At 61.6% G+C, this 25375-nt stretch carries 19 protein-coding genes; 5 read left to right on the top strand and 14 right to left on the bottom strand.

Annotation, left to right across the window (positions count from 1 at the left end; all coding sequences use genetic code 11):
• Positions 1–55: 55 nt before the first annotated feature.
• The 6 genes from ACIPZB_RS22320 to ACIPZB_RS22295 all read right to left on the bottom strand — a co-directional run bounded on the left by ACIPZB_RS22320 (position 56) and on the right by ACIPZB_RS22295 (position 10695).
• The gene (locus ACIPZB_RS22320) at positions 56–1357 is read right to left on the bottom strand and encodes an McrC family protein (RefSeq protein WP_400642693.1); all 1302 of its coding nucleotides are present in this window, start codon (positions 1355–1357) and stop codon (positions 56–58) included.
• A complete protein-coding gene (locus ACIPZB_RS22315) occupies positions 1354–4464 on the bottom strand; it encodes an McrB family protein (protein WP_400642692.1) in 3111 nt (1036 codons plus the stop codon). Before ACIPZB_RS22315 ends, ACIPZB_RS22320 begins: the two co-directional genes overlap by 4 nt.
• 2 nt (positions 4465–4466) lie before the next feature.
• Positions 4467–5843: a restriction endonuclease subunit S gene (locus ACIPZB_RS22310; RefSeq protein ID WP_400642690.1), complete on the bottom strand. Its 1377-nt coding sequence runs from the start codon at positions 5841–5843 to the stop codon at positions 4467–4469.
• A complete protein-coding gene (locus tag ACIPZB_RS22305) occupies positions 5833–7767 on the bottom strand; it encodes a type I restriction-modification system subunit M (RefSeq protein WP_400642688.1) in 1935 nt (644 codons plus the stop codon). Before ACIPZB_RS22305 ends, ACIPZB_RS22310 begins: the two co-directional genes overlap by 11 nt.
• A 475-nt stretch (positions 7768–8242) precedes the next feature.
• On the bottom strand, positions 8243–8980 hold the full coding sequence (locus ACIPZB_RS22300) for a hypothetical protein (RefSeq protein ID WP_400642775.1): 738 nt from the start codon (positions 8978–8980) through the stop codon (positions 8243–8245).
• 185 nt (positions 8981–9165) lie between these two features.
• Positions 9166–10695: an MFS transporter gene (locus tag ACIPZB_RS22295; RefSeq protein ID WP_400642687.1), complete on the bottom strand. Its 1530-nt coding sequence runs from the start codon at positions 10693–10695 to the stop codon at positions 9166–9168.
• A 286-nt stretch (positions 10696–10981) separates the two neighbouring features.
• Between ACIPZB_RS22295 and ACIPZB_RS22290 the strand changes: the two genes are divergently transcribed.
• Positions 10982–11851 (top strand): LysR family transcriptional regulator, encoded by an 870-nt coding sequence (locus ACIPZB_RS22290; RefSeq protein WP_400642685.1) that lies wholly within the window; start codon positions 10982–10984, stop codon positions 11849–11851.
• Between the two features lie 9 nt (positions 11852–11860).
• Here ACIPZB_RS22290 and ACIPZB_RS22285 read toward each other — a convergent pair whose 3' ends face one another.
• The 4 genes from ACIPZB_RS22285 to ACIPZB_RS22270 all read right to left on the bottom strand — a co-directional run bounded on the left by ACIPZB_RS22285 (position 11861) and on the right by ACIPZB_RS22270 (position 17727).
• A complete protein-coding gene (locus ACIPZB_RS22285; RefSeq protein ID WP_400642683.1) occupies positions 11861–12904 on the bottom strand; it encodes a YhcG family protein in 1044 nt (347 codons plus the stop codon).
• Between the two features lie 143 nt (positions 12905–13047).
• The gene (locus ACIPZB_RS22280; protein WP_400642681.1) at positions 13048–14439 is read right to left on the bottom strand and encodes an amino acid permease; all 1392 of its coding nucleotides are present in this window, start codon (positions 14437–14439) and stop codon (positions 13048–13050) included.
• Between the two features lie 565 nt (positions 14440–15004).
• A complete protein-coding gene (gudD, locus tag ACIPZB_RS22275; protein ID WP_400642680.1) occupies positions 15005–16354 on the bottom strand; it encodes a glucarate dehydratase in 1350 nt (449 codons plus the stop codon).
• Between the two features lie 20 nt (positions 16355–16374).
• Entirely contained in the window at positions 16375–17727 is a 1353-nt protein-coding gene (locus tag ACIPZB_RS22270) for an MFS transporter (protein WP_400642678.1), read from the bottom strand.
• 265 nt (positions 17728–17992) lie between these two features.
• Between ACIPZB_RS22270 and ACIPZB_RS22265 the strand changes: the two genes are divergently transcribed.
• Entirely contained in the window at positions 17993–18691 is a 699-nt protein-coding gene (locus ACIPZB_RS22265; RefSeq protein ID WP_400642677.1) for a FadR/GntR family transcriptional regulator, read from the top strand.
• A gap of 56 nt (positions 18692–18747) precedes the next feature.
• Here the strand turns inward: ACIPZB_RS22265 and ACIPZB_RS22260 are convergent, their stop codons facing one another.
• The 4 genes from ACIPZB_RS22260 to ACIPZB_RS22245 form a co-directional block, all read right to left on the bottom strand.
• The gene (locus ACIPZB_RS22260) at positions 18748–19758 is read right to left on the bottom strand and encodes an NAD(P)-dependent alcohol dehydrogenase (RefSeq protein WP_400642675.1); all 1011 of its coding nucleotides are present in this window, start codon (positions 19756–19758) and stop codon (positions 18748–18750) included.
• 158 nt (positions 19759–19916) lie between these two features.
• Complete coding sequence (locus tag ACIPZB_RS22255; protein WP_400642674.1) at positions 19917–20507, bottom strand: HAD family hydrolase; 591 nt, start codon at positions 20505–20507, stop codon at positions 19917–19919.
• Complete coding sequence (gene tesB, locus ACIPZB_RS22250) at positions 20504–21373, bottom strand: acyl-CoA thioesterase II (RefSeq protein WP_008092822.1); 870 nt, start codon at positions 21371–21373, stop codon at positions 20504–20506. The genes ACIPZB_RS22255 and tesB overlap by 4 nt, the downstream gene beginning before the upstream one ends.
• A gap of 91 nt (positions 21374–21464) precedes the next feature.
• Entirely contained in the window at positions 21465–22037 is a 573-nt protein-coding gene (locus ACIPZB_RS22245; protein ID WP_400642672.1) for a GNAT family N-acetyltransferase, read from the bottom strand.
• A 146-nt stretch (positions 22038–22183) separates the two neighbouring features.
• Here ACIPZB_RS22245 and ACIPZB_RS22240 point away from each other — a divergent pair, with 146 nt between their 5' ends.
• From ACIPZB_RS22240 to ACIPZB_RS22230, 3 genes are all read left to right on the top strand, one after another.
• Positions 22184–22870, top strand: a complete 687-nt coding sequence (locus tag ACIPZB_RS22240; protein ID WP_400642771.1) for a histidine phosphatase family protein — start codon at positions 22184–22186, stop codon at positions 22868–22870.
• Positions 22871–23023: 153 nt separating this feature from the next.
• Positions 23024–23935 (top strand): histone deacetylase, encoded by a 912-nt coding sequence (locus ACIPZB_RS22235; RefSeq protein ID WP_400642670.1) that lies wholly within the window; start codon positions 23024–23026, stop codon positions 23933–23935.
• A gap of 150 nt (positions 23936–24085) precedes the next feature.
• Positions 24086–25327, top strand: coding sequence for a TIGR03862 family flavoprotein (locus ACIPZB_RS22230; protein WP_400642668.1), 1242 nt, complete (start codon positions 24086–24088; stop codon positions 25325–25327).
• Positions 25328–25375: the final 48 nt, after the last annotated feature.

The raw sequence follows: 25375 nt of genomic DNA, 5'->3' as shown, positions 1-25375 counted from the left end.
GCTGCCGTGACTACCCCATCAACCACTTACAGCCGCCCTTGAGCAGCAAGCGCGCCTAGCTGTCGCGAGCAAATGATTCAAGGCTCAAAGGCAAAGTCGCTTTCTCCATCTCTACCAAGCACTCAGCATCCAGATCAAAAGGCAACACCCATAACTGCATTCCCTTACCGTAATCAAACAGCGGTAGCGCTTTCTGGAGTCCAGACCAATACGGATAAATCAGCACCAGCCCCGGCACCTCATCGCCTCTTTGGTATTTGTGTCCATAGGCAAACAGCTGATAGAAATCGCTCTGACTCAGGTCATAGTTCTTCTCAGGTTTACCGGCATCGATACGCTTCCACTTGGTATCAAGAATCCAGCGCTGCTCCGCTGTATCGATCAGCAAATCAGGCTTCAAGCAGAACATCCGATCACTGCTATGTGCACACAAGTACTGGCTAGCTGACTGCGCTTTCAAACGAGCGCTGGGCAGCAGTTTCTGATGCAACCAGCCTTCCACATACCGCTCGAACAGCTTTTCCATCGGGAACAGCAGGCTCACGCCGCGCCACTCACCTCTCACGGCTATCGGCATCTGCTGATTGAGGATCAACTCACACCAGGGCTTGATCGCCTGGTAATGCGCCATCAGCCGGTCGCGGCTCCAGGCGCGCAAATCCTGGCTCACCTTCCGGCTGGCAGGCACCTCCGCCAGCATGGCGCGTAACTCATTGGCCAGGCGCCAGTTGGAGGCATCTTGTGTGCTTGTTGCCACCTGTTCCAACGCCAACTTGAGCAAGCGATTCTCTGCCCGATCCGGCAGGAATACATCGTGGCGAATCTGGAAGTGATGCTGCCGCCCAGGCGGCTGGCGCATCTGTGCCACCACATTGAGCTGACCACGGAGAAAGCGCTGCTCCTCCTCGATTCGCTGATAGTCGAAGCGCACTCCACGCTTCACCAACAAATCCAGCTCCGCCAGGAACTGCCCCATCACCCACTCGCTGAGTGGCGCATCGAACAGCTCAAGGCTGGCTACTGAACCCTCACGAGGCTCGAGTTGCAGAGCCCGCTGAATGAGCTTGCGCAGCAACAGGCGGCTCTTGACCAGGCAATCGTCCTGCTCATGGTGCTTGGGCAGAATCTCCAGCCGCGTGCCACAAGGCGTTTCCAATACGCCCACGTAGGAATCCCACTTAAGGGCACGCCGACCTTCAACCTGCAGCAGAGTCGCACCGCTGCGATTGAAGCTAGCGCTCAGCTCACACAACCAGTCGAAGGCACTTTCGGAAATCTGCGCACAATCGAGGTTGCCGGACGCAACAGCTGCCGTGGTCAGACGCGCATATTCACGCACGGTAACGAATACGCTCACGCACCCGCCTCTTCTACTGGAGCCTCAGCCTTGGCCTGCACTGCAATTACACCGGCATACGCAGAAACTCGCAAGAATGCAGCCGCATTGATCCGCCAAACCCCACCTTGCGCCGGCACGCTAATGTTGCCAAACAAAGCATCCACATCTTGCTTGTCCTGCTCCACGAAACGGTCTGCCGCAGGCTTGCGGTGGTCATTAAGCACCCACTGGATACGCTGCCAATCCTCGAAGAAATACTCCTGCAGCAGCGGCAGTATCTGATTGCGGAAAATCACCTCCAGCTGCGGCAACGAGTCTCCACTCTTGAGCGACATGAAATAGGCATGTCCGAGGCAATGATCACGATCGAGCAGCACCTCGATACGCTGGTTCATTACTGCCAAAAGCTGACCAATGTCGATGCCCTCCAACACCACGCCATTGAGCAAAGAAGGATTGGGCATCATTTCCTTGAAGATAAAACGGCGACGCAAGGCTATATCCAGCCCAGCCAGCGAACGGTCTGCAGTGTTCATGGTGCCGATCAGATAGACATTATCCGGCACCGTGAAACGCTCCTTCGAGTACGGCAAGGTGACGGACAAACTCTCCGCCGCACCGTCTCGCTTAGAGGTTTCAATCAAGGTGATCAGCTCACCAAAGATGCGCGAAACATTGCCCCGATTGATCTCATCGATCACCAGCACATACGGCAGCCTCTCGCCATTCGACTGCCCAGCTCCGCCGTTCTCCAGCTTGCCGCGCAAGTGCTCGGCGATCCCTCTCACATAGCTTTCGCAATAGACCGACGCAGGCTTCTCGCCACGCATGAACAAGCGCACATGCTCGATGTTGGCTGGCAGCTCCAGCGCATTTTCCGACGCCTTGGGCTGACAGGTGAAAGTCCCATTGCCGGGCCTGTAGCGAACATCAAAGGACTTGCCACGCACCGTAGTCAGCGTGGCGGGAGCCTCAGTGACCTCTTCCAAAAACGCATTGAGCACGTCATCTTCTGTCTGCGCTCCTTCCTGGTGGCGTGCGTCATCGCAGAGCAGTTTGAATACACCCGGCTCAACTTTGTAATGCAGCTGCCCGCCCTCTGATACGGCTCGCAAACCTTCAACGAAATCTTCGTAGCTGAAGCTTTGGTGAAACGTGACGAAACGCACTCGACCGTCCAGCACCAACTGATCGAACGCGTTCTTCCAAGTCTCCCGCGTGGGTGTCTCCAGCACCTCTGGAGCCAGAATCTTCAGAGTCTCCTCCACGACGGAAAACGTCTTGCCCGTTCCCGGTGGGCCGAAAAGAATCTGGTTCAGCGGAATATCTTTGGCGGCCACCCTGGCATCTCCCTCTTGCACGTCTTCAAGTACATCGCCTTTCGCCCCCTGCAGCGCCTCTAGCAACTGCCACATGGCAATGTTGTTTGACAGGACGGCACCTGTATCCAGCCCGGCCATACTCATGCACGCCATGATCTGCTCATTCAGCGCACACCAGTCCTGCTGTTCGTGAGCCACATCCAGCTGGAAAAGCTCACGCAAGCCCTGCAAGAGTCGCTGGCAATCCTCAGGCTTCAGCAGTGTGGTGAACCGCTCCGGTGCAAAGGCGGCAAACACACGATTGACCATGGCCGGTCGGTTGGAGCTAAACTGCTTGCTCTCAACCGCCAGACGCCAATCCTTCATCACCTGTGCGTGAGTCTGCGCCGTAGGCGCAGACATGATGCGCTGCGTGATTTCCCGAATAACGGCTTGTTGTTCGTTGAGCTCATCCCGAGAGAACAACCCCAGCTTCAAGCTGGAAACCCCGTTTTCGCGCTCAATCCACAGCCGGATTAGGACGGCCTGGTCCAGAGGCGCCTGACCAGTGCGCAGGGCCTTGGCCAGCGCGGTGACCTCCTGATAAATCCTCAGCCATCCCGGGCAGGACTCCTTACGATCCGCCGAACTCCAGGCCACGTACTGTCTCAGACTGTGCTGCCCTTCGCCCGCCTGCCAGAGCAGCTCCAGCCGGGCTGCAATGGCCGGAGCAATCTCGACGCCCGAGCTCTGTGGGTTCCAGCGCTGGGTAGGCATGGCCTTGTTGAGCAGCAGCATGGGCACCAAGCCACGCGCGCAGTCGGGACGATGCTCATCGATGCGGAAGCGGATGTAGTTGCGGGTTTTACTCGAATCCTTCCAGTCAGGCCCGTCATGCGCCCCCTCCGTCACCAGGCCGCGCGCTACGATGCCCCGTGGTTCCTGCCCCAACCGCACCAGATAAACCACATCGCCCAGTTGCGGCTGTTTCGAATGGCAGCTCCAATCAATCTCCTGCCCCAACTCAACACCGGCGTCTCCACCCAACTTGAAATGCGCCGGGTTCCACGTGAGCAGGTAGCTTGGCTGCCCCGGCTGCACGTCCTGCTCAAGCTCGGGCTTGGTCGGGCGCAATCCTAGCTCCTCACTGTACAGTCCGCGCATAAATCCATAGGGGCTAAGACCCGGCACCGACTCGCAGGCGAGCAAGTAGTACTCGCGCAACTTCAGCATGCGCGCCAACGGCAACTTGGCCGATGGGATAAGCGCTGGCGGGCAACCCAGCCTCTGCAGGAAATGCCCCAAGTGATCGCTGGAGGAAATCGGCAAGGTGTGCGCCGGGTGATAGCAGGACAACAGGCGCAGCTTGCGTCCTGCGCCGACCGTGACACGCGGCTCTACACCGGCGCGGCGGTAGATTTCCTTGTCGTCATCCACCCAGAGCAGATCAGTGGGATCAGCTGCAGCGATGGTGCTTTGGATGCTCAGCGTATAGCGCAGCGCCTCTTCATCACCGAGATCCAGCAGGCGACGGTTCTTATACAGGCTGCCATCTTCCTGAAAATACAGGAGATGTCCCTTGGCGGTGCCGGGCATGTAGCGGCCCAATACCGGTACCAGTCCGCGCTCGATCCACCAACAGAACGAAGCCCCGTCGCCCTTGCCTACACAGTACTCATCCAGCGTTAACTGGTTGAGGCGGCTCAGAGGAAAGGCTTGCAGAAAGTCCTGGTACTCCTGGGAATCCTCGGTGCGCTTTTGTGCAGCAGCCCCCTGCGCCCTCAAATAGTCCAGCAGGCGGGAGAAATCGGCATCAACACTCATGCTTATACCGCTTCCTCGATCAGCGCTGCGGCCTGAGGCAAACGCAGTTGTCCGGAGATCAGGCGGGGTAAGAGGGTGTCGCGGAGTTGGGTAAGCAATGTTGCACGCTCTTCATTCTCATGGATAGTTGATAGTAAAGGAGAAACAACATCTGAAAACGCCATCAATAGTGACTGAGATGGAAGCACTACGCAGTGCTCCTCCAGCGCATCCCTCGGCAACGCCAAGACAGTGGTACCAGTTGCATACCCTACTGCACGTTCCCTAAATACGGCCTGCTGGAAAGAGAAGAAGAGGAAATCTCTTATCTGGTTACCGAACCTCTCTCCCACTTCAACCTTGAACACATGGTGAGAAATGAACCCTGGCTCCATGCCACTTGGAACCAATAGTGGCCGACCAAGAATATCTCGCTGCTGCGTCATATCAGTGTTGGCAATAATTAAGTCACCTGGATTAACCTGATGCTTAGGCTTGTAGTCACCTACATACCTCTTGACCTTCTGAAACGCATAAACCCTCGGCTCATTGAAGCAGCCGAGATTGAACATATAAGCCCCCTCTCCATCCGCCAGACCATCTCCCTTGTATGAGCACCCCTTCTGGAATGCACACAACTGCCTCAACGGGAGAACTTCCCACCCCTTCGGTACCGAGCCTAGTTCGGACTCTTCGAAGCTGTCGGGGAACAGGGCGGCGGTGGTGGCGTCCATGCCTTCCGGCTGGCGGCCTTCGGCCTTGGCGCGCACGGGGTCGAAATCAACGAACCAGGACTTGAACAGCGCCTGGGCGATGGCTTCCAGAGTGGCGTTGGTTTCGCGTAGCAGGGTGATGCGGTCGTCGAGCGTCTCCAAGAAGTCAGCAATCCGTATTTGCTCTTGAACTGGAGGCAGTAAGATTTCGTGTCGTTTCAATTGCCCAAGATTGAAACCTGGCACCGAGCTGCCGATGCCATTTTCGAGAATTTCATTTTGCTTAGCAGGCCCGGAGAACACGTAATAGATGAAACGATGATCCGCCTTAGCAGGATTAATCGTTAGCTTCATCTGTTTATTCGAAACAATGTAGCTGTCGAATTTCGAGCGACCATCAATCAGACCAACCTGGTTGATGGTGCCCCAGCACGTAAAGACAAGATCACCACGCTTAGCCACCGATCTCTGGAATTCATTTGCCTTCTCATGAGAGACAAAGACCAAATCAGCATCAATGAGCCTTGTAGATGTATCGGCACTCAGGTTAGACCCACGAATAACCGGCACACCTGAATCGACGAAGTATTTCGAGCTGATAGCCGATCCAAATGGCCCTGTCGCTAATGCTGTTGAATAGGGAGCAGCGATCTCCTCGACTTTCGCTACACGCCACTCAGAACTCATACCCCAGCCCTCCCAGCTTCTGCCGGATCAACTGATCGAGCACCTCGCCCTTCTGAATCTGCTCGCCAAGCTGCTGCGTCAGCCGCTGCATCTTCTCGGCAAACGCCTCGTCGTCATCCTCTACCTCTTCGGCACCGACATAGCGACCCGGTGTCAGCACATGGCCATGCTCAGCGATGTCGGCAAGAGTCACGCTGCGGCAGAAGCCGGGTACATCGGCGTACTCACCGACTTGCCCGCCCTCGTCTAATGCCTCGCCGCGCCAGGCCGCCACAGTGCTGGCGATACGCTCGATATCGGCATCGGTCAGCTCGACCTGCACACGGCTTATGCTGGTGCCGAGCTTGCGCGCATCGATAAACAGCACCTGGCCGCTGCGATCAATACCACCGATACTCAGGACGTGGCGCTTGTCCTTGGCCAAGAACCACAGGCAGGCGGGAATCTGGGTGTTGAAGAACAACTGGCCCGGCAAGGCCACCATCACTTCCACCACATCGGCCTCGACCATGGCGCGGCGGATATCACCTTCGCTGTTTTGGCTGGAGCTCATCGAGCCGTTAGCCAACACAATGCCGGCGCGACCGCTGGGTTTGAGGTGGTAGAGCATGTGCTGCAACCAGGCGTAGTTGGCGTTGCCTTGCGGCGGGGTGCCATACACCCAGCGCGGGTCGCCCTCCAGGCTGCCGTGCCACCAGTCGCTGATATTGAACGGCGGGTTGGCTAGCACGAAGTCGGCACGCAGATCACTGTGCTGATTGCGTAGAAAGCTGTCTGCGGGCTCCTTGCCCAGATTGCCTTCAAAACCATGAATGGCGATGTTCATCGCCGCCAGGCGCCAGGTGGTGGGGTTGGATTCCTGGCCGTAGATAGATACGTCGCCAAGCTTGCCGCCGTGGGTCTCGATGAACTTTTCCGACTGGACGAACATGCCGCCCGAGCCACAGCAAGGGTCATAGACCTTGCCGTGGTGCGGATTGAGAATGGCCACCAGGGTTTTCACGATGCTAGCCGGCGTATAGAACTGCCCAGCGTTTTTTCCCTCAGCACGTGCAAACTGGCCAAGAAAGTACTCATAGACCTGGCCGAGCAGATCGCGTGCCTTGCCTGCATCGTCACCGAACCCAATGGTGGAAATCAAATCCACCAGCTCACCGAGCTTGCCGTCGGGCAATTGCGCGCGTGCAAAACGCTTATCGAGGATGTTCTTCAGCTTGGGGTTTTCCGCCTCGATGGCAGCCAGGGCTTCATCGATGCGCTTGCCAATATCTACCTGCTTGGCCGCGGCACGGATCGACTCCCAGCGCGCCACTTCCGGCACCCAGAACACGTTGACCTCACGGTAGTAGTCGCGGTCTTCCAGCTCGGCGTTGAGCACCTCGGGATCATCATCACCCAGGTAGTATTCGTCATTCTCGTCGGTGAGCTTGCGCTCCAGCTCGGCGCGGCGGCCGGCAAAGCTGTCGGAGATGTACTTGAGGAAGATCAGCCCGAGCACGATGTGCTTGTACTCGGCGGCATCCATATTGGCGCGCAGCTTGTCGGCGGTGGCCCAGAGGGTTTTCTCCATGGCCTCGATGCTGGTGGCAGCCTGTACCTTGACCACCTTGCCCTTGCTGGCTGCCGTCTCGACGACATAGCTAGCAGATACTTCGGCCACGGCCGGCTCGAAACGCTCACGCGCCTTGCTCAGAGCCTGCGCCGCCAGGCTGGCACCTGCAGCCTGGGCGCGCAGCACAGAACCACCGCGCCCGCGGCCTTTGACCAGAACACCCTCACCGATCAGCGCGTCGCGCAATTCCCAGAATTGCTCTTCACTCAGGCCGGTGAACTGGCTCTTGAGTCGCTCATAAAGGGCCTGATTGCCGATGCTGCCGCCATCTTCCGGTACTGCTGCCAGCAACGCCTGGGCCAATTCACTCATGCATAACACTCCCATACCGTCCACCATCAGATGGGCCGGCCAATACTCAAACGGGCAATGAACAAACGAGAGGGAACCTGAGAAAGCCTCAAAACAGCGCTTTAATGCACCGCTTCATTCAGAGAGCCATCCCTGGACCACGCAAGCCGCCATCATTTTGCAACGCGCGCCACCTTATCGGCTGGAAGAGCACGGGTAAAGCGGTGGCCTGATTTCCAGGGGTATTTCTGAAACACCAGACTAGGAGCCCCTGACCTGCGAGCCCAGGGGCAACAATCAGCAGCGCGTCCATTTGCTTGATAGATTGGCCCCGATTCGTTTTTGGGGACGGTTCTCAAAACGCACCGTCCATCGGAATCCAGACCACGCAGCGTTCCAACTGGTATTCCAAGCAAGTTGACCAATCAATTATTAATTAAACAAAACAGTTAGATACCCACTCGTTTCAAATTACCCCGGCGCCCCAAGCGCGACCTCACTTACGCAGCAACTCATGCCGGAACCGCGCCTCCAGCGACGGTATTTCCAGCAGCACGTCTTCATCCTCATAAACGTCATAGGAGCGCTCCATCTCAATGTCCCCCTCCATGAACGCCTCATCGAACGGCGCATCCTCGTCGATCTCTTCGTACAACGCGGTTGTATAACCCTTGATCCACAACTTGCGCTTGTCGGCGCTGACGACATAACCGGAGGTGTATTCACCGCCTGCCAGGCGATCCGGTAGCGCAGTTCCCTTACGTGCCAACTCAGTGATTGCGATCACCAGATGTGCCAGCTCATCCATGTCCGGACAAACGAACTCATGGAAGGCCGGCCAAAACTCCATGTCTTCCTTCGAAGCGCGCCACCCCTTGACGTCATTGACCTCGCTCAGATCTTCGTAAGGGTGCGAGTGGAACGTGCCGATCAGTTCCAACTGCGGCCAGTACTCGCCGAAGAAATCCCGCTTCATCACGATGGACTCGAAATCAGGCCGCACCCAGTCGGTGTGCCTCATTGCCGAGGTCTCGACAGTGGCGACCACGGCGACCAGACGCGCCGGCACGCCGTTGCGCACCGGCAATGCGTACCCCCACAGCAAGCCGAATGTCTCGAGTTTCTTTTTGCTTTGTCCCCCAGCATGCGTTCTGTGTGTCACTTCGTAAGCCTCAATGGCCGAAGTGAGCAACTGCGGTAGAACGTGATCCTCGATGATGACCTGTGTGCGCATTGCTTCCTTCCTGGGATTTTCTGATGAGTTGCCATGTTCCATGAGGCGCTTGGCTCACAAGCCACGCCAGTGATGGCAAATTGCCCTGATCTTAACCCAGTTCTCGTGCTGATGGGCCAAGGCCCACCATCGGAGCAGCTGCTTGCGTACGTCAGTCGAGGTACCCGCTCAGCCAATTGTCTTTTTCAGGCTCGCGCGGCGAGCGTGCCATGGCTCGGCAGCGGTCGACCCAACAGCAACCCCACCACCACGGCGAAGACCAACGCCACACAGCCCGCCGTCAGTAACACGGCTTCGAACCCGCCGGCGAAGGCTTCGCGCGCCAGCGGTGCCACCGTGTCCCGCAGACTCGGATCGAGCATCGCCAGGGCCGCAGGCAGATCGCCCGCCGCCACGCGTGTGGCCATGGCGCTAACCTTGCCCAGTTGCTCCGGCGCCAACCCGGCCATGGCCTCGCGCAACAGCTGCGCGCTACGCGCCGCGAGCACCCCGCCCAACAGCCCAATCGCAATCACAATCGCGCCAAACCGAGTCGTGGTACTCAACCCCGACGCCATTCCAGTACGCTCGCGAGGCACGCAGGCCATGATGTTCTTCTGCGTATCGCCATTGAGCAGCCCTGCGCCCGCCCCCAGCACCAAGCTGGCGAGGGCGAAGACCAGGTAGCCACCGTGGCCGACCGCCCAGGCGCACAGCAGGTTGCCCGTGCCCACCAACACCAGGCCCAAGGAGAACACCTGCGCAGGGCTCCACTGACTAGCCAACCGCATCCCCAGCCGCGGCGTCAGCAACATCGCCACAGCAAACGGCAACATCCCCGCCCCTGCCGCCAGCGCCGACAGCTGCAAGCCGCTCTGCAGGTAAAGCGGCAGCAAGGTCATCATCACCTGGGCGCAGGCAGCGTAGGCGAACATGCCCAGCAAGGCGCCGATGAAACGGGGACTGCGCATCAGCTTCAGGTCGATCATGGGCCGCGCCTGGCTGCTCTCGATCATGATGAACAGGCCAAACAGGAAGGCGCTAACCAGCAGCCGGCCAATCGTGTCCACGCTGGTCCAGCCGACCTGGTTGGCGTCGATCATCGCCCAGATCAGGCAGCCCAGACTGCCGGCGAAGGTCAGGCTGCCCATGGGGTCGAGCCGGGCGGCAGCGCTGTCGCGGGATTCCTCGATGCTGCGCAGCACCATCAGGGCGAGCAACGCGACCAGGGGCAGGTTGATGTAGAAGATCCAGCGCCAGCCGAGGGTGCTGGCGATCAGGCCGCCGAGCAATGGCGCGAAGGTGATGGTCGCGCCCATGCACGCGCCCCAGAAGGCCCAGGCGCGCATGCGTTCCTGGGGTTCGTGGAAGCGGTGGCCGATGGCGGCCAGTGCGGCGGTCAGCAGCAGGGCGGCGCCGATGCCTTTGGCGGCCCGGGCTAGATCGAGGAACAGCAGGCTGGGGGCTGCGCCGCAGGCGAGTGAGGCGGCGCCGAACACGGCCAGGCCGATCAGCAGCATGCGCTGGCGGCCGAAGCGGTCGGCGAGGCTGCCGGCGGGGAGCAGGCAGGCGGCGAAGGCCAGGAGGTAGGCGCTGACTACCCATTCGATATCGGCGAAGGAACCGGACAGGTCGCGGGCGATGCTGGGCAGGCTGACGGCGACGATGTTGGTGTCGAGGATGATCAGGGCGCAGACCAGGGAGGCGGTCAGGAGGGTGAAGCGCGCAGAGGGCATGACGGGGGCTCCGGAAGCAGAGCGGGTTGGCTTGGGGGGGCAGTCTGGGTGATCGCCGGGGCTGCTTTGCAGCCCATCGCTGGCAAGCCAGCTCCCACGCAGAACGCTGTTGTTCCTGTGGGAGCTGGCTTGCCGGCGATGGACCGCGAAGCGGTCCCCTGCAATCTCACAGGCAATCTTTGCCGCCAAGACACCAGCCTTGTAATGTTTGCTTCACCATAACGCCGCCAGCCCCGAAGCGTGTTAGCCCCAACGGCCGGCGTCATTAGCTTGCAGGTAACACCGCATGGAAATCCGTCATTTCCGCTACTTCCTCTGCGTCGCCCGGCACGGCCACTTCACCCGTGCCGCCGAGCAGTTGGGCATCGCCCCGCCGACCCTCAGCCGGCAGATCCAGGACATGGAGCGCGAGCTGGGCGTGCGCCTGTTCGAGCGCAATCAGCGCGAGGTCAACCTCACGGCTGCCGGTCAGGCGCTGCTGATCGAAGCGGAGCAGGCCGTGCGCCAGTTCGATGCCGCGCAGCTGGGCGCGCAACGGGCCGGCCGTGGCGAAAGTGGCAGTATCGAAATGGGCTACGTGGCTTCGGCGGCGTATTCGGGGATGCTGCAACGGCAGGTGATCAGCTTCAGTGACGCTCACCCCGGCGTGCGCCTGAACATCCGTGAACTGCCCATGGCCGAACTGCCCAGCATGGTTCGCGATGGTCTGCTCGACCTTGCCTATGTGCGCTCGCCGATGGAGCTGCCTGAAGAACTCGAGGCCATTGCCCTGCACCGGGAAGACTTCGTCCTCGCCCTGCCCGCCAGCTCACGGATCAACGAGCTGCAGCAGATCCCGGCTTCACGTCTGGCCGGCGAAAACTTCATCCTTCCCGAGCAGATCTCCGGCACGCTGGAGGCGGCGGCGCAGGGTGGGTTCGTGCCACGCCTAGGCCCGCAACCTGGCAGCCTTGTTGCGGTGATTACCTTAGTTTCTTTAGGCCAGGGCATCGCCGTGGTGCCGGAGTCGGTGGTGCAGCGCATCAGCCTGCCACAGGTGAACTACCGGCGTATTGCCGATTGCCAGGCCAGTTCGTGGTTGAGCCTGATCTACCGGCGCTTTGAGAAGGCGCCGGCGGTGACCAGGTATATCGAAATGATGAGCCAAGGAATCTGAACGACACCGTTACCGATCAGCATCCTCTGCTGTGCCCAGCGTATAGAACTCATGCAGTTTGGCTTGCAGCAGTGCCTTGTCCGGCAAGCGTGTCTGGTACTCGGCAATCAATGCTGGGGACAAGCTGCGGTTGAGTGCGTATTCGACCACTTCATCATCCTTGCTGGCGCACAGGAGCACCCCGATGGCCGGGTTTTCGTGTGGCTTTCGCTCGTTGCGATCCAGGGCTTCCAGATAGAAGTCGAGTTTACCCAGGTACTCGGGCTCGAAACGACCGACCTTGAGCTCGATGGCGACAAGGCAGTTGAGGCCTCGGTGGAAAAACAACAGGTCAAGTGCGAAGTCGCGGCTGCCGACCTGCAAGGGGTATTCCGAGCCCACGAAGCAGAAATCCCTGCCAAGCTCGATCAGGAATTCTTTGAGGCGTTGCATCAGACCACGATGCAGGTCCGCTTCGGCGTGGTCTCCAGGAAGCCCCAGAAACTCAACCATGTAGGCATCACGAAAAACGTCCATTGCCGCTGGATAATTTTGTCTCAGCGGCGCTGAGACTTTTGCAGGATTGGCAATGCTGCGCTCGAAAAGCGCAGATTTGAGTTGCCGCTCCAATTCTCGGCTGGACCATTTCTCTTGTATGGCCAGGTGGAGATAAAACTCACGCTCTTGAGAGAGCTTGCACTGGCTGAGAATGATCACATTGTGAGTCCACGGCAATTGTCTCAGCAGTGCCGAGACTTTTTCATCGTGCCGATATGCCTCGTAGAATTGGCGCATCCGGAACAGATTCGCCCGGGTGAAACCCCGCAATCCCGGCTGAGTCCGAGCCAGGTGCTGCGCCAGCTGACTCACCACCGAATCCCCCCACTCAGCCCGCTCCAGCTTCCGACTGATGTAGCCCCCTACCTGCCAGTACAGGTCAATCAGCTGGGTATTCACCGCCTGCACCGCACGCTGCCTGGCATTCTGGATCAGCGTCAGTACTTCCTCGAAGCGGTCCTCCGTTACCGCATGAGAAGACGTTGGCGCTTGTAGGTCTTGATTGTTCGCGCTCATGCATCGACTCCCTGTATGAATTCGACAGGCAGTCTAACCCCGGCTAACTGCCCTTCCGCGGGCCACATCACCGAACAAGTGTTGCAAAAAGCAAAGGGCACCCTCCACTGGTGCCCTTCACCCTTACCACCCGGTGAACCCAATCACCCCATCGTCCGCGCCCCCACCGGCTGCGCATGCCCCCGCGACGTGACAATCCCCAGGAAGGAAATCACGATCGCCAAGCCCAACGTCGAACTCACTTCCGCCCGATGCTCAGGCGTATACATCATCACCGCCAACGCCCCGCCAATGAACAGGATCACCGCCCAGGTCAGCCACGGGAACAGCCACATGCGGAACTTCAGCTCGGCGTTCTCGCGCTCCAGGCGGCGGCGCATGCGCAGCTGGGAGATGGCGATGACCATGTACACCAGCAGTGCGATGGCGCCGGAGCTGGCCAGCAGGAACTCGAACACGCCCTTGGGCGCGAAGTAGTTGAGGATGGCGATGGCCGCGCCGATCAGGGTGCTGCCGAACACGGCGGCGCGCGGGACGCCGACCTTGGAGGTCTTGTTGAGGAAGGCCGGGGCGTCGCCGCGCTTGGCCAGCGAGTACATCATCCGCGAGGCGATGTAGATCGACGAGTTCATGCAGCTGGTCACCGCCACCAGCACCACCAGGTCGACCATGAAGCCGGCGTTGGGGATGTTCATGATTTCCAGCGCGCGCTGGTACGAGCCCACCACCGCCAGCTGCGGGTCGTTCCACGGCACCACCGAGATGATCACGAAGATCGACAGGATGTAGAACGTGCTGATGCGCCAGATCACCGAGCGGGTGGCCTTGGCGATGTTGCGTGACGGGTCGCTGGATTCGGAGGCGGCGATGGTCACGGCCTCGGTGCCGATGAAGCTGAACATCACGGTGATGAACGCGCCGATCACGGCCGACCAGCCTTTGGGCGCAAAGCCGCCGTACTCGGCCATCAGCCCGCTCAAGCCACTGACTTCACGGTTGGGCAGCCAGCCCATCAGCGCGGCGAAACCCAGGCCGATGAAACCGAGGATCGCGGTGACCTTGAGGATGGCGAACCAGAATTCGAACTCGCCGTACTTGGCCACGCTGAACAGGTTGGTGCCGGCCAGCAGCAGCACCGACGCCAGGGCGAAGATCCAGCTGTCCACCTGGGGGAACCAGGCGTTGAGCACATGCCCGGCGGCCAAGGCTTCGATCGGGATCACCAGCACCCAGAACCACCAGTACAACCAGCCGATGGTGTAGCCGGCCCAGCGGCCGATGGCCTGGTCGGCGTAGGTGGAGAACGAACCGGTGTCGGGGTGTGCCACGGCCATTTCGCCGAGCATGCGCATGACCAGCACCACCAGGGTGCCGGCTACGAAGTAAGAAACAATGGTGGCTGGCCCGGCCGCCGCAATGGCGTGCCCGGAGCCGACGAAGAGTCCGGCGCCGATGATGCCCGCGATGGACAGCATCGTTACATGACGTGGCTTGAAACCTTGTGCAAGGTTGCCATCAGATCCCACGGTGTTCATTGATGTTGTTCTCTTTTTGCTGACACAAGGAAAGGACGGGCAGGCGTAGGCGAAAAATATCTCCTTTTGAAATCAAGAAAACGGCACGTTTCCGGTGCTCTGTTATTGATCTTTGGCACGCGTCACAGAGCAACGTGCCGGTGCAATTCGGGGTTCATTTAAGCCTTGCAAGGCTGTGGGAAATTACACGAGAACGCCTTGGAACTGTTTGATCACGACAGGGGATTTCCAATTGCGCCAGATGTCGTGAATGGCATGTCCAAATACGTCTGATGGCCATTTGAAGGTTTTGTTTTTCATCCGGATGTGTTGTGCCTGTACCGGCCCTATCGCCGGCAAGCCGGCTCCCACAGGGACTCCAGTGTTATTGGAGTCTGTGGTGATCCTGTGGGAACACAGGCACGCCACAGTTTTTGAAATCTGTGGTGATCCTGTGGGAGCCGGCTTGCCGGCGATAGGGCCAGTACAGGCAAAAAAAAAGCCCCGGTCTCCCGGGGCCTCTGTTGCTCAGGCGTCTGCCTACGCCTGCCCGGTACGCTCGAAGCGCCGGGCCAGCAACAGGTAACTACCGCACCAGGCAAGGCCGCTTGTTATCGAAGCGCCACCCCGGAATCAGAAACTGCATCGCCACGCTGTCATCCCTCGCCCCCAGCCCCATGTTGCGATAACACTCATGGGCCTTGGCCAACTGGTCTTCATCCAGCTCCACCCCCAGCCCCGGCCGCGCGGGCACACGCACATGCCCTTCGACGATGCGCAGCGGGTCGCGGGTCAGGCGCTGGCCGTCCTGCCAGATCCAGTGGGTGTCGATAGCCGTGATCTCTCCCGGCGCCGCAGCGGCCACCTGGGTGAACATCGCCAGCGAAATATCGAAGTGGTTGTTCGAGTGCGAGCCCCAGGTCAGGCCCCAGTCGTTGCACATCTGCGCCACCCGTACCGAGCCTTGCAAGGTCCAGAAATGCGGGTCGGCCAAGGGGATGTCCACCGCCTGCGACTGAATCGCATGGCCCATCTGCCGCCAGTCGGTGGCGATCATGTTGGTGGCGGTCGGCAGCCCGGTGGCGCGGCGGAACTCGGCCATCACTTCTCGGCCCGAGTAGCCGTTCTCGGCGCCGCAGGGGTCTTCGGCGTAGGCCAGTACCTGGTGCTTGTCGCGGCACAGGGCGATGGCCTCTTTCAATGACCAGGCACCGTTAGGGTCAAGGGTGATGCGCGCTTCCGGGAAGCGCTCGGCCAACGCCGTCACTGCTTCCATTTCCTCTTCACCGCGCAGTACGCCGCCCTTGAGTTTGAAGTCGCTGAAGCCATAGCGCTGCTTGGCCGCCTCGGCCAGGCGTACCACCGCCTCAGGCGTCAGCGCCTTTTCGTGACGCAAGCGGAACCAGTCGTCATCGGCGTCGGCCTCGTTGCGGTAGGCCAGGTCGGTCTGCTGACGGTCGCCGATGTAGAACAGGTAGCCGAGCATCTTCACGCGTTCACGTTGCTGGCCTTCACCGAGCAGCGCCGCCATCGGTACGTTGAGGTGCTGGCCAAGCAAATCGAGCAGTGCCGATTCGATGGCCGTTACCGCATGCACGGTGATGCGCAGGTCGAAGGTCTGCAGGCCACGGCCAGCCGAGTCGCGGTTGGCGAAGGTCTGGCGCATGGCGTTGAGCACGCGCTGGTAATGGCCGATCGGCTGGCCTACCACCAGGCTGCGGGTGTCTTCCAGGGTCTGGCGAATGCTCTCGCCACCCGGCACTTCACCCAGGCCTGTATTGCCGGCGCTGTCACGCAGCACCACGACGTTACGGGTGAAGAACGGGCCATGGGCGCCACTGAGGTTGAGCAGCATGCTGTCGTGGCCGGCCACCGGGATCACGCGCAGGTCGGTGACCACGGGGGTGTGAGAAGCGGGAGTCGTCTGCTGGGTCATGGTTGTTGTCTCGCAGTCAATCAGTGGGTCTGGCCCAGCGCCGAAGGCGCCTTGGCTTCAGGAGAGGCGGCGCCCTTTGGGCGAGTACGGATGAAGAACACGGCAATGGCGGCCAGCACCGAGGTCACGGCCAGGCCATAAAGGCCACCCTGGATGGAACCGGTGTGCTGCTCCAGCAGGCCGAAGGTGGTCGGCGCGACGAACCCGCCCAGGTTGCCGACCGAGTTGATCAGCGCGATCACGGCGGCGGCGATGCGTGCATCCAGGTAGCCCTGGGGGATCGGCCAGAACAGCGACGAGGCCGACTTGAAGCCGATGGCGGCGAAGCACACGGCAACGAAGGCGAACACCGGCCCACCGGTGGTGGACATGAACATGCCGATGGCGGCGATCACCAGCGCGCCCGCTACCCAGGCCTGCTGGAATTTCCAGCGAGTGGAGCCGGCGGCGAAGGCGTACATGGCCAGGATCGAGATCAGCCACGGGATCGAGTTGAAGAAGCCGACCTGCAGGTCGCTGAGGTCACCCATGCGCTTGATGATGCTCGGCAGCCAGAAGGTGGCGGCGTAGATGGTCAGTTGGATGCAGAAGTAGATCAGGCAGAACAGCACGATCTGGCGGTCCTTGAGCAGGCTCCAGGACGACGGCCTGACCGCACCGATCGCCTCGCGCTCACGCTGCTCGCGATCGATGGTATCGACCAGCGCGTCCTGCTCGGCCTTGCTCAACCACTTGGCATCGTGCGGTTTCGAGTCGAGCCAGAAGAACACGAAGAAGCACAGGGTGACCGAGGCCATGCCTTCGATGAACAGCATCCACTGCCAGCCGTGCAGGCCCAGGCCCTGGATCTGCATCAGCGCCCCGGCCAGCGGGCCGGAAATCAGCGAGGCCAGCGCCGAACCACTAAGGAAGATAGCGATTGCCTTGCCGCGTTCGGCGGCGGGCAGCCAGCGCGTGAAGTAGTAGATCACACCGGGGAAGAAGCCGGCCTCGGCCACCCCTAGCAGGAAGCGCAGGACGTAGAACTGGGTTTCGGTCTGGACGAAGGCCATGGCCGTGGCCACCAGCCCCCAGGTGAACATGATGCGGGTCAGCCACAGACGCGCGCCGACGCGCTGCAGCAACATGTTCGACGGCACTTCGAACAGGGCATAGCCAATGAAGAACAGCCCGGCGCCAAAGCCGAAGGCCGCGGCGCTGATGCCCAGGTCGCTTTCCAGGTGCGGGCGGACGAAGCCGATGTTGACGCGGTCGAGGTAGTTGACGATGAACATGATGACGAACAACGGCAGCACGTGGCGCTTGACCTTGGATACAGCACTGGCCAGCACGTCGCCTTCATTCCGGGCAGACGGATCGAGGGTGTCGTTCACTTGCGGGTCTCCCACTAATTGTTTTTGTGCGGGTCGAGGTTGTCTGGCAAAGACAATGGAGCGGAGCATAGGCCCGGCGAAGTTGTACGACAAGATCATTAGCGTCGGCTAAATTGCAAAATACAAGCTGATAAACAGCACAAAATCATCGATCTCGCCGCCATCGAGACAATCATGTTTGCACCGCGCAGCGAAAAAACGGGCGAAAAATAATTTTGTCGGCTAACTTGTCGTACAAGCTAGCTTGCCGCCCGGAGCCTGTCCCATGTCTCAGCCCCCTCGCCCACGTAGCCACAGCCGTGCCCACGATCTGGTGTCCAGCCTGACCCAGCAGATACTGCTGGGCACCTTCAAGCCGGGCGACAAACTGCCTTCGGAAAACACGTTGGTACGCGAGCATGGCGTGAGCCGCACGGTGGTGCGCGAAGCCTTGTCGAAGCTGCAGGCTTCAGGCTTGGTGGAGCCGCGCCACGGTATTGGGTCGTTCGTGATGCCGCGCCCGGCGCAGGCCGGCTTGCGGGTGGGGGCGGAGAATGCCGCGAGCGTGCGCGACCTGCTGGAACTGCGGATCGGCCTGGAGGGGCAGGCTGCTGCCCTCGCCGCCGTGCGCCGCAACGACCAGCAGCTGGCCCGCATGCGCCAGGCGCTGGACGACTACCAGGACCTGGCGGCCGCTGGCGACAGCTGTATCGAGGCGGACCGGCGCTTTCACCTGTTGATCGCCGAGGCCACGGGGAACCTGTACTTCAGCGAGATGATGGCGCAGTTGGGCAATGGCTTGATACCGCGCAACCGCATGGCACTGGCCGAGCGCGCCGGGGCTAACTTGGCGCGGCATGCTTACCTGGCCAACCTGGAGCATGAGGCGATCCTCAATGCAATACGACGGCAGGACCCGGATGCGGCGCGGGCGGCGATTTGCCTGCATTTGTCCAATAGCCGGGATCGGTTGTTGCCGGACTAGGGGCTGCTTTGCAGCCCCAATCGCCGGCAAGCCGGCTCCCACAGGGGGCGGGGTTATTACCAGGTGAGGCAGATCTTGCCGAAATGGCGGTTGCTCTCCTGGTAGCGGAAGGCTTCGACGATCTGCTCCAGCTCGAAATGCTTGTCCACCACCGGACGCATACCGTTGGCATCGATGGCCCGGACCATCGCCTGCTGCTGCGCGCGACTGCCCACCAGCACGCCCTGCAGGCGGATCTGCCGCACCAGTGCCTGGACCAGCGGCAGCTGCCCGGCGACGCCGGTGAGGATGCCGATCAGTGACACATGCCCGCCGATCCGTGCCGCGATCATCGACTGCTCCAGGGTCGCCGGCCCGCCGACTTCGATCACATGGTCGACGCCGCGGTTGTCGGTGAGCTCGCGCACTTTCTCGCCCCAGGCCGGCGTGCCCTTGTAGTTGATCAGGTGGTCGGCGCCCAGGGCCTTCAGGCGTTCGAGCTTGGCATCGCTGGACGAGGTGGCGATCACCGTGGCACCGGCAAGCTTGGCGAACTGCAGGGCGAAGATCGACACACCGCCGGTGCCCTGCACCAGCACGGTATCGCCGGGCTTGAGGTGATCATCGCTCATCAGCGCGCGCCAGGCGGTGAGGCCGGCGGTGGTCAGGGTGGCCGCCTCGGCGTGGCTGTAGCCCTTGGGTGCGAGGGTAAAAGAGGTGGCGCGTGCGGTGACCTGCTCGCGGGCATAGCCGTCGATACCGTCGCCCGGCACGCTGGCGAAGCCTTCGAGCAGGGCCTGGCCGTCGATCCAATCGGGGAAGAAGGTGCTGACGACGTTGTCGCCGACCTTGAACTCAGTGACGCCCTCGCCTACCGCGATGACTTCGCCTGCGCCATCGGCCATGGGAATGCGCCGCTCGCTCGGGCCCCACATGCCGCTGACCACGGCGAAGTCGTGGTAGTTGAGGGAGCTGGCGTGCAGTTGTACGGTGATTTCGCCGGGCTTGGGTGCCGCAGCCTTGCTGGTGCCGACTTCGACCTTGTCGTAGCCGCCGCCGGGTTTCACATAGATGGCCTTGCTGGTCATGGCTGGGTCTCCAGTTCTGGGGAAAGACTGGAGTTCAGCATAGACAGTGGTGGCCTTATCGCCGGCAAGCCGGCTCCCACAGGTATTCTCAAAGGCCGTGAAGGTCACTGTGGGAGCCGGCTTGCCGGCGATAGGGCCCGCAAAACCCCCACAAAAACTCAGCCCAGCATCATCCGCAATGCCCGGCAATCCACCGCATGCCAATCCACCAGCTCCGGCCATGGGTTATCCGGCAGATTCACCAGCACCGTGCGCGCCCCGGCAGCCCGCCCGCAATCCAGATCGAAGCGGTAGTCGCCCACCATCACCAGCTCGCTAGGCGCCACGCCCCAGGCGCTGGCGATCTTCAGCAGACCATCCGGGCTCGGCTTGGGCTCTGCCTCGTCACGCCCCAGCACATGCTCGACCGCAAAGCAGTCCGCCAGGCCAATGGCCTCGAGGGTGACATGCGCCAGCTCACGCGCATTACGGGTGAGGATCCCCAGCCGGCAACCCCGCTCGGCCAGCGCCCGCACCAGCTCCACCGCCCCACTGGCCGCCGTGGAGGCGATCGCCAGGTCACGCTCGTGCTCCAGCAACCAGGCATGCTTGGCGGCCGCTTCCGCCGCCGGCAGCGCCGCCAGGTGGGTGAGGATGTCGTGCTCGGCGGGAATCTCCAGTGCCTCGCGGATGGCCGCAAAATCGTGCACCGCCACGGTCAGGGTGCCGTCCATGTCGAACACCCAGTTGCGCACTTCGCTCAGTTTCATGCCCAGTCCTTGCGATGGCGGATCAAGCCTTCCTGGCTGGACGAGGCCACCAGTTGCCCGGCGCGGTTGTAGATGCTGCCACGGCAGAAGCCACGGGCGTTGCCGGCCCAAGGGCTGTCCATGGCGTACAGCAGCCATTCATCGGCGCGCAGGTTGCCATGGAACCACAGCGAATGGTCGAGGCTGGCGATCTGCATGTCACGCTGCCACACCGACTTGCCATGGGGCAGCAGCGAGGTGGTCAACAGGCCGAAGTCGGAAGCGTAGGCCAACAGGTACTTGTGCAGCGCCGGTACGTCCGGCAGGTTGCCGTCGGCGCGGAACCAGGCGTACTTCACCGGGTCGCCGGGCTTGGGGTTGAACGGGTCGCGCTCGGTGACCGGGCGAATCTCGATCGGCTTGGCGCACAGCACCTTGTCGCGGATACGCTCGGGCAGCTGGTCGGCCATGGCGGTGGCCAGCTCCACTTCGGTCGGCAGGTTTTCCGGCCCCACCACCTGCGGCATCTGCGCCTGGTGGGAGAAACCTTCCTCGTCATACTGGAACGAGGCGCTGCAGGTGAAGATGGTGTGGCCTTTCTGAATGGCCGTTACCCGCCGGGTACTGAAACTGCCGCCATCGCGCACGCGGTCGACCGAGTAGACCACCGGCAGGCTGGCATCGCCGGGACGCAGGAAATAGCCGTGCAGGGAGTGCACATGGCGCGCGTCCTCGACCGTCTGGCTGGCCGCCGACAGTGACTGGCCCAATACCTGGCCACCGTACAGCTGGCGGAAGCCCAGGTCCTGGCTGCGCCCACGAAACAGGTTCTCCTCGATCGACTCGAGGCTCAACAGATCGACCAGGTCGTCCAACACATGACTCATCGGGGTTTCTCCTAGCAAGGCATCACAGCTCTACGGCGCTCTCATGAAGGCAAATGATACAGGGTTTGTCATCGCCGCCGCGCATGCCTGCCTATTCAGCGCGCTGTGTCTGTTCCCAGCGGGCGCGGTCGATGCGGTACAGCACATGGGGGCGCAGCGGGTGGCCGCTGGGCAGGCGGGGGTGTTCGAAGTTGCCCTGCGGGTCGTGGACCATGCCGATGGCCTGCATGACTTTCTGTGACGGCAAGTTGCCCTCGGTAGTGAACGACACCACCTCCGCCAGGCGCAATTGGGCGAAAGCACAACGCAGGCACGTCCATGCCGCCTCGCTGGCAAAACCCAGGCCCCAGTGACGTCGGGCCAGGCGCCAGCCGATCTCCACCGCCGGTGCGAAGGGGGCCTCGAAATTGACGTTGAGCAGCCCCGTCATGCCGATAAAGGCGCCGCTGTCTTTGCGTTCCAGCGCCCACAGACCGAAGCCGTATTCATTGAAATGGCCACGCACCCGGCCAATCAGCGCCGCCGCTTCCAGCCGCGTCAGCGGTGCCGGGAAGTAGCGCATCACCTGCGGGTCAGCACACAGCGCGGCGAATTCGCGCAGGTCTTCGTCGTGCCATTGGCGCAGTACCAGCCGCGCGCTTTCAAGTTCCAGGATGCGGGTCATGGGGTGTGCTCCGGTGCGTGTCCTGCAGTCTACAGCGTAGGCGAAATGCAATTTTCACATGCCCTTCACCGGCCCCCGACAGGTCGCTTCGCAGAATGCCGCCATCCACCGCCGCGCAGGAAGCGGCCATGCCATCGGAGTGCAGCATGCAGTCGAGCAACACCCTGGGACACACCGCCATCCACGCCCGTCGCAAGCGGCGTTTGTCACGCAAAGCCCTCGGTGCCGCCCTCGGCCTGTGCTTGGTAGTAGCGGGGTTGAGCACCTGGCTGGCGACGAGGACAACCATCGTGGACCTTGGCAATGAACGGCAATTGAGCGACAGCGGCCTGCTACAGGATTGGGCCGAGGGCGCAGTGATGGTGATGATCCGCCATGCCGAGCGCTGCGACAGCGCACCCGGCCCGTGCCTCGACGATCCCACTGGCATCACCGTGGCCGGTAGCGCAGCCGCCACCCAAGTGGGCCAGGGCTTGAATGAGCTGGGGCTGGCCAATGCCGACCTGTTCAGCAGCCCGAAATTGCGCACCCGACAGACCGCGCATTTCATCCTGGGCCGGGCGGTGCCCAGTGAAGACTGGCTGGAAAACTGTGACAAGCAGTTCGCCCAGCAAGCCCTGGCGCACAAACGGCCTGGGCACAACTTGGTGCTGGTGACGCACAACGGTTGTATCGATCACTTTCAGCGCGAGCAGCGTGTTGTGGGTGGCGGGCGTGAGAGTGGCTATGCCAGTGCGCTGTTCGTTTCGGTGGATGGCAATGGCAAGGCGCGGATTCTTGGCCGCCTGAATGAGCCGGACTGGCAGCGGGTGCTGGCTAGCGCGGGTAAATGACTTCGCCCCAATCGCCGGCAAGCCGGCTCCCACAGGGATAGCACCGCCCTCAAGACCTGCGGTGTACCTGTGGGAGCCGGCTTGCCGGCGATTGGGCCGCAAAGCGGCCCCAACCATGGCAAGATCAGCACTGGCCCCGATTGCGAACCCACCATGTTGCCGCTGATCTACCACGACGACTACAGCCCGGAATTCCCCGCCGAGCACCGCTTCCCCATGGACAAGTTCCGCCTGCTGCGCGACCACCTTATCGACAGCGGCTTAACCAGCGACCAGGCGTTGCTGCGCCCGGACATCTGCCCCAACGACATCCTCGCCCTGGCCCATGATCGCGGCTACATCGAGCGCTACATGAACGGCGACCTGAGCCGCGAAGACCAGCGCCGCCTCGGCCTGCCCTGGAGCGAGGCCCTGGCCCGGCGCACCGTGCGCGCGGTGGGTGGCTCGCTGCTGACAGCCGAGATGGCGCTCAAGCATGGCCTCGCGTGCCACCTCGCGGGCGGCACCCACCATGCCCACTATGACCACCCTGCCGGCTTCTGCATCTTCAACGACCTGGCAGTGATCAGCCGCTACCTGCTCGAAGCCGGGCGCGTGCATCGGGTGTTGATCTTCGATTGCGACGTGCACCAGGGTGACGGCACCGCGCGCATTCTCCAGGACACCCCGGACGCCATCACCGTGTCGCTGCACTGCGAGCAGAACTTCCCGGCGCGCAAGGCCCACAGCGACTGGGACATCCCCCTGCCTCGCGGCATGGGCGATACGGCCTACCTGAAGGTGGTGGACGACGCGCTCAATTACCTGCTGCCGCTGTATCAACCTGATCTGGTGTTGTACGACGCCGGGGTGGATGTGCACAAGGACGATGCCCTCGGCTACCTGCAACTGACCGATGCCGGCCTGGCCGCGCGCGACGAATTGGTCATGCGCCATTGCCTGGGCCGCGATATCCCGGTGGTCGGCGTGATCGGCGGCGGCTACAGCAAAGACCGAGAAGCCTTGGCCAGGCGCCACGGCATACTCCATCACACGGCTGCAAAGGTCATCGGTTGTTCACAATGACTGTGGAACCGCTTGTGGATAACCTGCGGGAAAGGCGCTGTATCCCTTGTTCCGCCTAGCCTGCAGAGAACTGATCATTTTTTGTGCAGTGCTTATCCGGGTCGCGCTGCGGTAGAATGCCGGGTCTTTTTCCACAGCCTGCCGCCGATCATGTCCGATTTATCCCCTGCCTCCCCTCCCCGCGCCGTTGTCATCGGCGCCGGCCCCGCCGGCTTGATGGCTGCAGAGGCACTGGCCCAGCGCGGCCTGGCCGTGGAGGTGTTCGACGCCATGCCGTCGGTAGGCCGCAAGTTCCTGCTGGCCGGTGTGGGCGGTATGAACATCACCCATTCCGAACCTTATCCACAGTTCGTGGCGCGCTATGCCGAGCGCCAAGGCGAGATAGACGCCCTGCTGCGGGACTTCGATGCTACGGCCCTGCGCCAGTGGATTCACGGCCTGGGCATCGAAACCTTCGTCGGCACCTCGGGCCGCGTGTTTCCCACTGACATGAAAGCCGCCCCGCTGCTGCGCGCCTGGCTCAAGCGCCTGCGCGACAGCGGCGTAGTTATCCACACCCGGCACCGCTGGCTGGGCTGGAACGCCGAGGGCAGCCTGCGGATCGCTTATCCACAGGGTGAATTGCAGATAAACGCCAGCGTTGTGGTGCTGGCGCTGGGTGGTGGGAGTTGGGCGAGGCTGGGCTCAGACGGTGCCTGGCAGCCGTTGCTGAAAGATCGGGCTGTGGATATCTCGGCGCTGCAACCGAGCAACTGCGGGTTTGAAGTCGAGGGCTGGAGTGCCCTGCTCAAGGACAAGTTCGCCGGCGCGCCGCTGAAGAACATTGCCCTCAGTGTGCCGGGCCAGTCGCCGCGCAAGGGCGAGTTCATCCTCACAGCGCAAGGTGTCGAAGGCAGTCTGGTGTATGCCTGGTCGGCGCTGGTGCGCGAGGCAATCAACGGTGATGGTCATGCCACCTTGCTGCTCGATCTGCTGCCAGACAAGGCTGTGGATAAAATTGCCAGCGCGCTGGCCAAGCCACGGGGATCGCGCTCCATGGCCAAGCACTTGCACAGCCAGTTGGGCATCGATGGCGTGAAGGCGGCGTTGCTGCGTGAGCTGACTGATCAGGTGACCTTTGCTGATCCTGCTGCGCTGGCGCGGGCCATCAAGGCATTGCCGATCACGCTGGTGCGTACGCGGCCGCTGGACGAAGCGATCAGCAGTGCGGGCGGGGTGAGATTCGAGGGGCTGGATGAGGGGCTGATGGTCAAGGGCATGCCGGGGGTGTTCTGTGCCGGCGAGATGCTGGACTGGGAAGCGCCGACTGGGGGGTATCTGCTGACGGCGTGTTTTGCCAGTGGGTTGCGCGCTGGGCGGGCGGCGGCGGATTGGCTTGAGCGATCTGACTGACAGAATGCCGGGGCTGCTTTGCAGCCCAATCGCCGGCAAGCCGGCTCC

The sequence above is a fragment of the Pseudomonas sp. NPDC089396 genome, from assembly GCF_044749545.1.
GTDB lineage: Bacteria > Pseudomonadota > Gammaproteobacteria > Pseudomonadales > Pseudomonadaceae > Aquipseudomonas.
Note: the sequence above shows the minus strand (reverse complement) of the source record. Positions and strands in the feature narration are given on the sequence as shown.